The following is a 12737-nucleotide window of genomic DNA, read 5'->3' on the forward strand; positions in this document are numbered from 1 at the left end:
TGTTCGTCGCATCTGTCGGCGCCAACCGTCCCTGCGTACCTGTGGGCGCGAATCGTCCCGCGTACCTGTCGGCGCCAACCCCTCGCAAACCTGTCGGCGCATTTGCGACAGGTTCGGCCTGCCGGTTTCGGTTCTGTCGGTGCGATGGCCTACGGTTTCGCGGCATGCGGATGCTGCATACGTCGGACTGGCATATCGGGCGCACGTTCCACGGTGTCGATCTGCTTGCCGACCAGGCACGTTCGCTGGAATCCATTGCCGAGATCGTGGCCGCCGAGCGGGTCGACGCGGTGTTGCTGCCGGGAGACGTGTACGACCGCTCGATACCGAGTGCGGATGCGATCACGGTGTGCAACAGCGGGTTCGAGGCCATCCGCGCGGCCGGAGCCGTGATCGTCGCCACCTCCGGCAACCACGACTCGCCGACCCGACTCGGCGCGCTGGGGAGTTTCGCGGCCGCCGGTGGCCTCCATCTGCGCACAACGGTGGCCGAGGTGGATCGCCCGGTCCTGTTGTCCGACGAGCACGGCGAGATCGCCTGCTACGGCATCCCGTACCTGGAGCCCGAGATCACACGCGCCGAACTGGATGTACCGCAGGCCCGCTCGCATGCGGACATTCTCGACGCGGCCATGAGCCGCATCCGCACCGACCTCGAACGCCGCGGCGCCTCCCGGTCGGTGGTGCTGGCCCATGCCTTCGTGGTGGGCGGCGAGGCGACCGGCTCGGAGCGGTCGATTTCGGTGGGCGGGGTGGAGACGGTTCCGCTGCGCGCCTTCGACGGCATCGACTACGTGGCGCTCGGACATCTGCATTCACCCCAGACCCTGTCCGATTCGGTGCGCTATTCCGGCTCACCGCTACCGTATTCGTTCGCCGAACGCTCCCATCGCAAGGCGGTGTGGCTGCTCGATTTCGACGCCGACGGACTGGTCTCCGTCGAGCGCCGCGACCTGCCGCAGGTCCGTGGCCTGAGCCAGCTCACCGGAACGCTGGACCAGTTGCTGAGCGACCCGGCCCACGCCGACGCCGAGGGCCATTACGTGGCGGCCACGCTGACCGACCATGCCCGCCCCGTCGATGCCCTGCGCCGGCTGCGGGAGCGGTTCCCGCATGCCGTCCACGTGGAATGGGTTCGGCCGGAAGGCAATCCGGAGCTGCGCTACCGTGAGCGGGTGCACGGCCGCCGCGACACCGAAGTAGCGCACAGCTTCCTCAGCGACGTGCGTGGCGAACCCTCGCCGACAGAGATGCAGTGGGTCGAGCGCGCGCTGGCGGCGGCGGCCACCTCGGCTGCGGAGATACCCGCCACGACGCAGGTCGCCGAAGAGCTCACGGCATGAGGCTGCATCGGCTGGAGATGACCGCCTTCGGCCCGTTCGCCGAGACAGCGACCGTCGATTTCGACGAGCTGGGCGCCGATGGCCTGTTCCTGCTGCACGGCCAGACCGGCGCCGGGAAGACCACGGTGCTGGATGCGATCGCGTTCGCGCTGTACGGCCGGGTGCCCGGTGCGCGCGGCGAGAGCAAGCGGCTGCATTCCGATCACGCCGACCCGCAGACGCCGCCGCGGGTGGTATTGGAGGCGACGCTCGGCGGACGGCGACTGCGCTTGACCCGCTCGCCGGAGTTTCAGCGCCCGAAGAAGCGCGGCACCGGGTTCCGCATGGAGCAGGCCGCCGCCACCCTGGAATGGCTCGACGGGCGCGGCCGGAATCTGTCGCGCATCCCCGATATCGGCGACGAGGTGAACCGGCTGCTCGGGATGAGCGCCGATCAGTTCTTCCAGGTGGTGCTGCTGCCGCAGGGCGACTTCGCGCGATTCCTCCGCTCGGACAACGAGGATCGCGAAAAACTACTCGAAAAGCTTTTCGACACAGAGCGGTTCGGCACCGCCGAACAGTGGCTGGCCCAGCAGCGCCGCGACAGCGCCGCCGAGCTGGAGGTGCAGCGGCAGAGCATCGACCGGCTCGTCGCCCAGGTGGGCGTGGCCGCGGGCGTGGGCGCCACCGAAACCGTCGGCCCCCTGGAAGCGGTCGACTGGTCACAGCAGCTGCTCGCCACCGCCCGCACCCGCGCGACCGAGGCGGCGGCCGAACTGCAGCTGCGCCAACAGGATTCGACCCGCGCCCACGCCGCCGCCGAGGAACAGCGCCGACTGCACGACCTGCACCGCCGCTTGGCGGCGGCCCGCAGCCAACTCGCCGAATACGCCGCCACCGCAGACCGCCGCACCACCCTGCAATCCGAACTGGACCAGGCCCGCCGCGCCGAACCCGTGGCCGCGGCCCTGACCGAGGCCCGCGCCGCCGCGGTCACCCTCCGCCGCCGCACCGACCACACCCGCAGCCTCGCCGAACGGCTCGCCACCCGCCTGCTCGAGCCCGCCAGCACCGAGCTACCTGGAACTAGCTGGGCCGCAACCGATCTGGCCAATTCAGAGCTGGCCGACACCGACTGGTTCACAGACCTGCTGGCCATCCCGCGCACCGGATCCGGGGACCATCCCGATGCCGACGAGACGCAGCCCAGCGGACCGAAAACACCCGATGACGAGCCGCTGCACGGCACAACCGACTCGGCGGAAACCCGCACCGACGCAGCGGTAGACGAGCCCCTCGAACTCGAACTCTTCTCGATCGGTGCGTCGACCATTGCCGATCCGGGTTCGCGGCGGGCGGAGGATCGCCCAGTGCGGACCGGGGGCCCGGACTTCGGCAGCGGCCGCTCGCTCGATGTTGCAACGGCGAGTAGTAGTACCGAGTCCGGGCCGACGGAGGCGCTCGGAATCGAGGCGGCGGTGCAGCGGTGGACTGCGCAGATCGGGGCGTTGGATGAGGTGCGGGCAGATGCGGAGTCGGCGCGGCGGCTGACGGCCGATCTGGCCGGGATGCGGCGGGAGCAGGCCGAGTTGTCCGGGCGAGTGGAGAAGCTGTCCGCGCAGCGGGCGCGATTGCCGGAGTCGATCAGGGCGGCCGAGGTGCGGCTGCGCGAGGCGGCGAATGCGGTGGCCGAGTTGCCCGGATTGGCGGCCGAATGCGAGAGGTTGCGGGCGGCGGCGACCGCCGCGGTGGAATTGGTCCGGCACCGCACGGAATTGGCGCAGGCGACCACCGCCTACGAGACGGCCCGCGCTGCCCACACCGATGCCCGCGAACGCACGCTGGATGTGCGGGAGCGCCGATTGTCCGGTATGGCAGCGGAATTGGCGGGCGCGCTGGCCGAGGGACAGCCGTGCACCGTATGCGGCGCGACCGAGCATCCGGCTCCGGCTCGCCCGGTCGACGCCGCGGCCACCAAGGAGGACGAGGAGAAGGCGGTGGCGGCCGAACGCCTCGCCGAGGCCGCCCGCGATCGGGCGCTGACCCGCGTCAACGAACTGCAGCGCCGCATCGAGGTGCTCGTCGAACGCGGCGGCGACGGTGACAAGGCCGCACTGGCCGCCGCCCTGAACGCCGCCACCGCACGCTACGAAGCCGCCGACGCCGCCGCGACCCGCCACGACGACCTCACCGTCGAACTCGCCCGCCTGCGCACCGAGGAGACCGCCCTGCAGGAGGAACTGCGGGATCTGGACAGCCGGTGCAGCGCGGTCGCCGAACGCATCGTCGCCGCCGACCGCCGCCTGGCCGAACTCACCGAGCGGTTGCGGGCCGCCGCCGGTGCCGACGGTACGGTCGAACGCCGCCGTGCCCGGCTGGAGGCGCTGGTCGCCGACGCCACCGCAGTGCGCGACGCCCGAGCCGAAACCGCCTCGGCCCGGGCGCAAGTCACCGCCGCGGCCCGCCGCGTCGAACAGTCGGCGCTGTCGGCGGGCCTCGTCTCGGGCACGGATGTGGTCGTCGCCGAGGACGCCCGAGAACCCGACTACGCCGTGCTGGCGGCCTACGCGAAGGTGGTGGACGCCGCCGCCCGGACGCCACAGCAGCAGGCGGGGATCGAAGCCGAACTGGTATCCGCCGATCGGGCGCGCGCCCATGCCGAGGCCGTCCTCGCCGAACCGGAGATCCAGGCCGCGGCCGACGCCGAGCCCGGTAACCTCACCGAACTGGAAACCCTTGTCGCACAGGCGCGCTCTCGCCTGGACGCGGCCGTCGCCGGACATGCCGAGGCGATCCGCCGGGTGGGTCAGCTCGAGGAATTGACCGGCCAGCTGTGGGCCGCGGTCGACCGCATCGCTCCGATGCAGCGCGCCCACGAGGAACTGTCCGAACTGGCCGATGTGGTGGCGGGCCGCGGCGCGAACAACCGCAAGATGTCGCTACGCTCCTATGTGCTGGCGGCCCGGCTGGAGGAGGTCGCGGTCGCCGGTTCGGCGCGGCTGCGCCGAATGTCGGGTGGCCGTTACGAATTCGTGCACAGCGATGCGGCGGGCCCGCGCGGCCGCCGCGGTGGTCTCGGGCTGGACATCCGCGACGACTACACCGGCGCGGTTCGCCCGTCGAAAACCCTCTCCGGCGGTGAAACCTTCATGGCCTCACTGGCTTTGGCGCTCGGCCTGGCCGATGTGGTCTCCGCCGAATCCGGTGGCCGGGTGCTCGACACCCTGTTCATCGATGAGGGATTCGGCAGCCTGGACGCCGATACCCTGGACGCGGTCATGAGCGTGCTGGACGAATTGCGTTCCGGCGGCCGGGTGGTCGGCGTCGTCTCCCACGTCGACGAAATGCGCCAGCGCATCCCGAGCCGCCTGCACGTCATCCGCGAACCCACCGGCTCCCGCCTGCAAACCATCGTCGCCTGAGCGGGCCGAACCGGGCTCAGCCCACGACGATGAACCCCTGATACGAGCCACCGACACAGATGCCCCCATCGACGACCCCGCCGCCCTGAACACACAGCTCCACGGAAACCGTACTCTCCCAGGGAATATCGTCCGGATACTCGTCGGCCGCCGCCACGCCGATTCCGAGTCCTGCCACCGCTGCCACACCGGACAGCACGAGCATCAGCCTGGCGGTCCTGCGCATCATCGGCTCCTGGTTCCGTGCGTCGTCACTTACCGAATACGTCCGCGGCACAGCCTAATTGGCCGAGGCCCCGTGCGCGTGCCACCAAAACTATGGTGAGGCGGCGCGTAGTCATCGGTCGCGGTCAGGTCGGCGGCGAGGGCGGCATTTGAGAGCTGTGCCCTGAGGATCGGCGGCGGGACCCGACCCCGTTGTGTCCCTTCGCGTCGAGGCCATCGAAGATCAGGCGGTTGCCGCGGGCCGTGTCCACATATTCGCGGACTCGGTGGATGCGGCCGTCCCGGAGTTCGATGACGAAACAGTAGTCGTTGTCGTAGTGATTGCCGTTGGAGAGCGTGGCGGCCACGGTCGCCTCCACGGTCGCCCACTCGGCGTCGGCCCGGAGACTGTGGACGGTGACGGCGACGTCACGCACGAACAAACGGGGGAAGTCCTCGGCGAAGAAGCGCACGATCGCCTCGCGTCCGACCATGTGGTTGGTCCTCTCGAGCGCGACGGCGGTGGCGTTCCCGGGAGGCGACAGCCATTCGGCGTCCTCGGCGAGGACCGCTGAGATCTTGTCAGGGTCGTTGCTTACGAACGCCTGGAAGGCGTTCTCGACGATACTGCGGCTCATGAAACCACTGTCGCCGCCCGTGCACGCCGGTGTCTTGGACAAATATTCCGATCGATCCGTTCATGCCTCGACCTTGCTGTGCGCCCCTTAGTGGGCGAGCAGCCAGCTCTCGATCTCCAGCCCCAGCGGAGGCCGCCGAGGGTGCCAGCCGATGCCTACCGTCATGGTTGAGAGCGTGTCGCCAGAGCCTTGCGGATCAGCGCTCGTGCTGCTTCTCCGGGAACGGACTGTTTCGCCAGCACATCGAACGCCCGGCCGTACAGAGCTATCTCTCGAGGCTGGGTAATCGTCAGCTTGGCCGTGCTGCCCTCTTCTGCGACCAGCCGATTGTCGTACATGACGAAATTGTTGAACAACACACGAGCGTCAGCGGTCATCGGAATAATCCCGAATGCAACTCGGGGCAGGCTCCCAGCCGACAGCAGTCGATCGAGTTGTCCGATCATGACCTGGTCATCTCCCACGGTGGTATAAAGCGCTTGTTCTCCGATCAGGAAGTGGAAACGGTGATCCCTCCGATACAAGACTTGTTGCCGCTCCATCCGTACGGCTACGGCTTGTTCTACGTCGTCGGGTACCTTGTAGAACTCGGCCACCCATCTGATCATTGCTTCGGCGTATTCCGGAGTCTGAAGTAGTCCGGTCACGATGGCCGGCTGATAGTTGCGAATCAGCTTGGCCTCAGCCTCTAGTCTCAGCGTCTTTTGCTGTCCCGACTTGATGCCCGCCCCGAGGTGCCTACGCCATTCGACATACGCGGAGTCGATGTTATGGACAGTAGCCAGGAGGTCTTCTAGCTGATCTTCCGCGCGGCAATGCTTGCAGTACGCACGAACATCCGCGTCCGATGCCCGGAGTTTCCCGTATTCGATCTTGGAAACCTTGGACTCGTGCCAGCCTTCGCGGCGGGAGAGCTCTCGGCCCGTGATCCCGACGCGTCGGCGGATCTCGCGCAAGCGCTTGCCGAGAGCTTCCCGCGCCTCCTGAATCGAGCTGCTCACGAGCGGGATATTACCTGTGCGTACTCAGCGTATGGTGTTGCCAACCGCCAAAGTCTTTCTCTGACTTCTCGACAATAGGAGACGATATGGGAGTCGGCGGTCACTCCTACACCGCCGACCGCCCTACCCTGTTCGTCAGAGAGCGGATACGCAACTCGTTCGTTGTCGAGCAACCACCAATCGTCCGTAGGAATCTCCCCGGCATCGCGCCGGGGAAGATATCGGATATCTTCGCCCGCCTCAACGTTCAGCGCCGCAAGAGAGAACAGCCAACGCTGATAGTCAGTGTGAGGCACACTGACCACCCGCACGCGGCTCACAACGACGCCGCGTGCCACGAGTTCCTGTACGAAGTCGTACCAGTCTTGAAACCATGCCCGAAGGTCGAACGGCTCCTTGTTCAAGAACCGCTGTAGTGGCTCATTTTCGGAAGGCACACCGTAGGAGTCCCGAGTTTCCAGACGGAACGCCTCATCTCGACAATGTCGCAAGACCTCGCGAGTCTGCCGGAACTCCACCGAAGTACGTCCTCTCCGCTTTCGGCACCAGGATGGCCTCCTCGTAGTCTTCCATCTTTAGTTGCGCCAGGGTCTCAGGGGCGGTGACGGCACGACCGGACAGGGTGAAGGTGCCCCGGCCCGTGTCTGTCATTGGTGACCCGATGAACGTTCGAGACTCCACGAAGCCCAGCAAGAGATGCGGAATTTCGATCGTGCCGACATAGCCCGTCTGCCAGCCGATGATCAGATAACTCCCGTCGTCGGTGGCGTAGAGCGCTGGACAGTCATCTTTACCGGACCCACCTTTGCCGAGAAAACGCAAGCACATGGCTCTGCCTCCTGTACGCGCGTGTGCAACTGTTTGCCGCACTTCAACAATGGTGGCCCACCGCGTGACAGGCCACACCAGAACCGACCAATGTTGGCAAGTTCTTCCAAACTCCTCGACCGGCTCGTTCGTCGCTTCTTAGCGTTGGATGTGGCGCTCGGGGCTGGTTGAAGCTCCCGTAGGGACCGGGTTGCAGACGGCCCCTACGGTTCCGACCTGATCGGCTCCCGGCCCCGGGCCGCCTCACCAACGACCGAGTAGGGGCCGAACATGAATTGGTGTACAAGGCTTTTCGAGTTTCCCGGGGGCGTGTTGGAAATTTGGGACTACGGGGATCACTCCGACCCGGAGAGCGGTCCGGGCGTGTACCTGGAGCTTTTCAGGCGCGTCGGCAGTGCCTCCCCGATGCCTGATGCCCGTGACGACGAGACCGGTGCGGAGGCGTCGTGAACTTGCTCGGGTGGCCTGTCGGCCTGTTCATCGTGATCGGTATCCCGCTGGGAGCGTTAGTCGTGGCGACGTTCTGGCCTCAGCGCATCCCCAAGACAGGTCTATGCAAGCCATTCGGGAACGGATCGACCGGGAGGATGCCGAGGGTGACTGAGGGGATCCTGCGATCAGTACCGGGCAGAAGCCCGATCGTTCTCGTGTGCGAGCAGCCAGCTCTTGACCTCCAGCCCCCAGCGGAAGCCACCCAACGTCCCGTCGGTGCGCAGCACGCGGTGGCAGGGAACGAACAGGGCGGCGGCATTGCGGGCGCAGGCATTGGCGGCGGCGCGGATGGCTTCGGGGCGGCCGGACAGTTCGGCGTAGGCGGTGTAGGTGACGGGTTGTCCGGCCGGGATCTTGCGCAGGACCTCCCAGGCGTGGACGAGGAAGGGGCCCGATATCTGGCGGACGGCGATGTGGTCGATGGCGAGAAGATCACCGGCGTGGTAGGCCTCGATCGCCCGGGTGACCGGCCCGAGGGAAGCTCGCTCGCGCAGCTCGGTCGGGCGCAGACTCGGGTGGACCAAAAGGCGCAGACCCTCGGCGTCGGTGGTCCAGCCGGAGGCGAGGACCGCGCCGTCGGCGTCGACGAGTGCGGTGAACGGGCCGATCGGGGTGGCCACGGTGGCGTGGTCGGCGATGCTCATTGGGGCAGACCTACTTTCGCGTTCGACTTCGCCGAGCCATTGACCGAGCCGTTCACCGAGGCCCGTTCGGAGAGGGCCCGCTTCCACATATGCATCGACAGATAGGACCGCCACGGTGCCCACCGCGCGGTCTCGGCCAGATCGATGCCGAACAGGGCCGCGCCCTGTCGTACCACCAGATCGGTGTGCAGCAGGATGTCCGGGTCGGCGAGCAGCCGCATGGTCACGTAGTCGGCGGTCCACGGCCCGACGCCGTCTAGGGCCAGCAGATCGCGCCGCACATCGGCGGCGGTGCGCCCGGCGTGCAGCGACAATTCCCCGGAGGCCAGCGCCCGCGCGGCCGACAGGATCGAGGTGGTGCGCCGCGCCGGGCCGGTCAACACCTCGGCGCCGCGCTCGGCGATGACCTCCGCGGTCGGAAACAGCCGGGGCACCGGACCGTTGACGGTATCACCGAGCGCCTCGACCAACCGTGCGGTGTGGGTGGCCGCCGCCGAGACCGAGATCTGCTGTCCGATCATGGTGCGCAACAACAACTCCGGGCCGTCCAGGCAGCCGGGCACGCGGATGCCGGGGCTGAATGTCGGCTCGGCACTGCGGAAACCGGCCGCCAGCGATTCGTCGATGCCGACCGGATCGGCGTCCAGATCGAGTAGATGCCGCAGACGCGCCACCGTGGGCGCCAGATCGCGCATGTCGTGCAGCGCCAAACTTGCTCGCACATGGCCGATCTGGATGCTCAGGCGCACTGTCGCGTGTCCGTGCGGGGTGCGCAGGCTGCGGGTGTAGGTGCCGTCCTCCCACTGCTCGATGCCGGGCACGGCGTGCGACGACAGGAACCACTCCAGCCAGGACCTGTCCAGCGGTTCGCGGTAGGGCAGCCGCAGGGTGAGCATGCCGTTGGTGGCGGGCAGCGTGTCCCCGCGCAGGCGGCGGGCCTCCTCGCGCAGGACCGTCGGACTCACCGCGAACACCTCGCGCACGGTGTCGTTGAACTGTCGAATGCTGGCGAACCCGGCGGCGAACGCGATATCGGACATCGGCATCCGGGTGGTCTGGATGAGCAGCCGGGCGGTGTGTGCGCGATGGGCCCGGGCCAATGCGAGCGGGCCTGCGCCGAGTTCGGCGGTCAGCACCCGGGTCAGCTGGCGCTGCGAATATCCCAGGGAACCGGCGAGCGCCGGAACCCCGCCGCGCTCGATCACCCCGTCCGCGATCAGCCGCATCGCGCGTGCCGCCAGATCCGCCCGGGTGTTCCACAGCGGCGAGCCGGGCGCCGCATCGGGCAGACAGCGCCGGCAGGCGCGGAATCCGCTCTGCTGCGCGGCCGCGGCGGTCGGCAGGAACGTCACATTGGAGCGCTTCGGAGTGATAGCCGGACAGGATGGGCGGCAATAGATTCCGGTGGTGCGCACCGCGGTGACGAACTGCCCGTCGAAGCGGGAGTCGCGGGTCGCCACGGCACGGTAACAACGCTCGAAATCCAGACCGTTCGCACTCACGCAGTCCACCATGTCAGCCCGAGCGCTTCCGCGCTAGCGGAAATCAGACAGCTACCCCGCAGCATGAACGTTCGTTTGTGATGCATGAGGGCTATCGCCTGAATTGCTGTTGATGTGCTGCTTTGCGGAGCGCGAGGGTCTCGCATGGTCAGCAGCACCGGTTGGCGGGGTTGCGGTCGGCCGCCGCGTGCCGCTCCCGCCAGTACTCCCGCTCGGTCGGGATCGGCCGCTCCGGATGGTTGCGGCGCAGATGCTCGACATAGCGAGCGTAATCCTGGCCCCCCAGAATCGAATTCATATACCAGACCACCCCGCGCAGGGCGCGCAGAGCCGCCCGCAGGGGACGGCTCTGCGTAACAGCTGCGGAACTCACTCTCTGGCCATCGCGTGGGCGGCGCCGGGAATCCTGACCTTGCCCGCCTTCACCAGCTCGTCCCATTCCCGTTGCACCTCCTTTTCGGCCTTGGTGGCGAAGAAGCTCCTGGGACCGAAGATCTTCGAGGGCACCTCCGGTGATTCGGTGGTGGCACTACCGCCCTTGCGGATCGCCTGAATACACACGATCAGCCCGACCAGCGCCACGATCAGCACCAGCAGCGCGAAGATGATCGACAGCGTGCCCTGGATGAAGGTGTTGCGGACGACCTTGTCCATATCTTCCATGGTCCTCGCCGGTGCCAGTATCCGTCCGGCATCGCGGGCGTCACTGTAGAGGCTGTGCTGGGTCCAGTAGCCGATCTTGCTGTCGCCGGAGAAGATCTTCTGCCAGGACGCGGTCATCGTCACTATCAGATCCCAGACCAGCGGCACCGCGGGTATCCACGCCCATTTGACCAGGCCCTTCTTGACCACGATCACCAGCACCACGGTCAGCGCCACCGCGGCCAGCAGCTGGTTGGCGATCCCGAACAGCGGATACAGCGTGTAGATGCCGCCCAGCGGATCGGTCACACCCATCAGCAGCACCGAGCCCCACGCGGCCACCACCACGAACGAGCACAGCCAGGCGCCCGGCCGCCACGACGGATCCTTGAACTTGCGGGCGGGTCCGCCCAGATTGCCGAGGGTGTCCGACAGCATGAACCGCGCCACGCGGGTGCCCGCGTCGATCGTGGTGAGGATGAACAGCGCTTCGAACATGATCGCGAAGTGGTACCAGAACGATTTGAGTGCGGCGCCGCCGATGAACTGATGCATCACCTCGGCCATGCCGACCGCGAGGGTCGGCGCGCCACCGGTTCTCGACACGATGCTGGTCTCACCCACATCCCTGGCGGCCTGATCCAGGTCGGCCCCGGTGATCGGCGGGCCGCTCAGACCGAGGCTGTTGGTGTAGGCGGCGGCCCCCTCCGCGGTGCCTTTGGTGACGCCCGCACCCGCATTCATCGCGAAGTACAGATGCTGGTCGAGGATGCTCGCCGCGATGATCGCCATGACCGCCACGAACGACTCCATCAGCATGCCCCCGTAGCCGATCATCCGCGCCTGCGCCTGCTTCTCCAGCAGCTTCGGCGTGGTGCCCGAGGAGACCAGCGAGTGGAAGCCCGACAGCGCACCGCAGGCGATGGTGATGAACAGGAACGGGAACAGGCTGCCCGCGAACGACGGACCGCTGCTGTTACCGGCGAACTGCGAGATCGCCGGTGCCTTCAGCACCGGCATGGTGACCATGACACCGATGGCCAGCAGCACGATGGTGCCGATCTTCATGAACGTCGACAGATAGTCGCGCGGCGCCAGCAGCAGCCACACCGGCAGCACCGAGGCGATGAAGCCGTAGACGATCAGCATCCAGGCGATGGTGGTGCCCGACAGCGTGAACATGTCGTGGCCCCAACCGGATTCGGCGACCCAGCGGCCGGAGACGATGGCCAGCAGCAACAGCGCGAAACCGATCAGCGAGACCTCACCGACCTTGCCCGGCCGCACGTAGCGCAGATACAGGCCCATCAGGACCGCGATCGGGATGGTCAGCGAGATCGAGAACACACCCCACGGGCTGCCGCCGTGCAGCTGTCCGTCGGCGCCTCTGGTCGCGGCCAGCGCGTTGACCACCACGATGCCCAGCACCGCCAGCAGGATCACCATGATCACCAGCACGGCCAGCAGCGCCGCGACACCACCGACGACGCCCAGTTCCTCGCGCGCCATCTGCCCGAGGCTGCGCCCGCGTCGTTTCGTCGACGCCCACAGCACCAGATAGTCCTGCACCGCACCGGCGAGCACCACGCCGATCACGATCCAGATGGTGCCGGGCAGATACCCCATTTGCGCGGCCAGCACGGGACCGACCAGCGGACCGGCACCGGCGATGGCGGCGAAGTGGTGGCCGAACAGGACCCGCCGGTCCATCGGCATGTAGTCCTTGCCGTTCTCCAGTTCCTCGGCGGGCGTGGCGACGTCGTCGCGCGGCTTGGTGATCTTGTATTCGATCAGCCGGGCGTAGAACTGGAAGGCGATCACGTAGGTGCACACCGCCGCGACCACGATCCACACCGCATTGACGCTTTCGCCGCGCGCAATGGCCAGGATCGCCCAGGCGATGGCACCGAGCACCGCGATGACGAGGAAGATCCCCTTCTTCGCGGGGCTCGGGCGAGAACGGTCCACGACTCCCACGGGAGGTAGGTCGGGGTCTGTTCGGAGGTATTCGATGGTCGCCATGCGAGCTACTCTCCCGTGTG

General features: G+C 67.4%; 11 protein-coding genes. 2 read left to right on the forward strand and 9 right to left on the reverse strand.

All coding sequences use genetic code 11. The features are described 5' to 3' along the window. Positions 1-164: 164 nt before the first annotated feature. Both IU452_RS20715 and IU452_RS20720 read left to right on the forward strand, forming a co-directional pair. On the forward strand, positions 165-1343 hold the full coding sequence (locus IU452_RS20715; protein ID WP_195110731.1) for an exonuclease SbcCD subunit D: 1179 nt from the start codon (positions 165-167) through the stop codon (positions 1341-1343). Then, a complete protein-coding gene (locus IU452_RS20720) occupies positions 1340-4744 on the forward strand; it encodes an AAA family ATPase (protein WP_195110732.1) in 3405 nt (1134 codons plus the stop codon). The genes IU452_RS20715 and IU452_RS20720 overlap by 4 nt, the downstream gene beginning before the upstream one ends. Before the next feature lie 16 nt (positions 4745-4760). On the opposite strand, the gene IU452_RS20725 is transcribed toward IU452_RS20720, so the two are convergent. From IU452_RS20725 to IU452_RS20765, 9 genes are all read right to left on the reverse strand, one after another. Further along, complete coding sequence (locus IU452_RS20725; protein WP_195110733.1) at positions 4761-4970, reverse strand: hypothetical protein; 210 nt, start codon at positions 4968-4970, stop codon at positions 4761-4763. A 124-nt stretch (positions 4971-5094) separates the two neighbouring features. Further along, positions 5095-5586 carry a nuclear transport factor 2 family protein gene (locus tag IU452_RS20730; RefSeq protein ID WP_195110734.1) on the reverse strand — a complete coding sequence of 164 codons (492 nt, stop codon included), beginning with the start codon at positions 5584-5586 and terminating at the stop codon, positions 5095-5097. Positions 5587-5747: 161 nt separating this feature from the next. Next, complete coding sequence (locus IU452_RS20735; RefSeq protein WP_195110735.1) at positions 5748-6587, reverse strand: helix-turn-helix domain-containing protein; 840 nt, start codon at positions 6585-6587, stop codon at positions 5748-5750. Beyond that, on the reverse strand, positions 6584-7105 hold the full coding sequence (locus tag IU452_RS39205; protein WP_324192722.1) for a DUF6879 family protein: 522 nt from the start codon (positions 7103-7105) through the stop codon (positions 6584-6586). The genes IU452_RS20735 and IU452_RS39205 overlap by 4 nt, the downstream gene beginning before the upstream one ends. Further along, complete coding sequence (locus IU452_RS20745; protein ID WP_195110737.1) at positions 7059-7415, reverse strand: hypothetical protein; 357 nt, start codon at positions 7413-7415, stop codon at positions 7059-7061. The genes IU452_RS39205 and IU452_RS20745 overlap by 47 nt, the downstream gene beginning before the upstream one ends. 617 nt (positions 7416-8032) lie before the next feature. Continuing rightward, positions 8033-8551 (reverse strand): methylated-DNA--[protein]-cysteine S-methyltransferase, encoded by a 519-nt coding sequence (locus IU452_RS20750; protein WP_195110738.1) that lies wholly within the window; start codon positions 8549-8551, stop codon positions 8033-8035. After that, positions 8548-10065: an AlkA N-terminal domain-containing protein gene (locus IU452_RS20755; protein ID WP_195110739.1), complete on the reverse strand. Its 1518-nt coding sequence runs from the start codon at positions 10063-10065 to the stop codon at positions 8548-8550. Before IU452_RS20755 ends, IU452_RS20750 begins: the two co-directional genes overlap by 4 nt. Before the next feature lie 136 nt (positions 10066-10201). After that, entirely contained in the window at positions 10202-10426 is a 225-nt protein-coding gene (locus tag IU452_RS20760; protein WP_324192724.1) for a YbdD/YjiX family protein, read from the reverse strand. Continuing rightward, positions 10423-12717, reverse strand: a complete 2295-nt coding sequence (locus IU452_RS20765) for a carbon starvation CstA family protein (protein ID WP_195110741.1) — start codon at positions 12715-12717, stop codon at positions 10423-10425. The genes IU452_RS20760 and IU452_RS20765 overlap by 4 nt, the downstream gene beginning before the upstream one ends. Between the last annotated feature and the right edge of the window lie 20 nt (positions 12718-12737).

Source organism: Nocardia transvalensis, assembly GCF_015477765.1.
Taxonomy (GTDB): Bacteria; Actinomycetota; Actinomycetes; order Mycobacteriales; family Mycobacteriaceae; genus Nocardia; species Nocardia transvalensis_A.

Excerpts from the sequence above, each read along its gene's own strand:
- IU452_RS20715 (WP_195110731.1), top strand. The coding sequence starts at position 165 with ATGCGGATGCTGCATACGTCGGACTGGCATATCGGGCGCACGTTCCAC.
- IU452_RS20765 (WP_195110741.1), bottom strand. The coding sequence starts at position 12,717 with ATGGCGACCATCGAATACCTCCGAACAGACCCCGACCTACCTCCCGTG.
- IU452_RS20755 (WP_195110739.1), bottom strand. The coding sequence starts at position 10,065 with ATGGTGGACTGCGTGAGTGCGAACGGTCTGGATTTCGAGCGTTGTTAC.
- IU452_RS20750 (WP_195110738.1), bottom strand. The coding sequence starts at position 8,551 with ATGAGCATCGCCGACCACGCCACCGTGGCCACCCCGATCGGCCCGTTC.
- IU452_RS20730 (WP_195110734.1), bottom strand. The coding sequence starts at position 5,586 with ATGAGCCGCAGTATCGTCGAGAACGCCTTCCAGGCGTTCGTAAGCAAC.
- IU452_RS20745 (WP_195110737.1), bottom strand. The coding sequence starts at position 7,415 with ATGTGCTTGCGTTTTCTCGGCAAAGGTGGGTCCGGTAAAGATGACTGT.
- IU452_RS20725 (WP_195110733.1), bottom strand. The coding sequence starts at position 4,970 with ATGCGCAGGACCGCCAGGCTGATGCTCGTGCTGTCCGGTGTGGCAGCG.
- IU452_RS20720 (WP_195110732.1), top strand. The coding sequence starts at position 1,340 with ATGAGGCTGCATCGGCTGGAGATGACCGCCTTCGGCCCGTTCGCCGAG.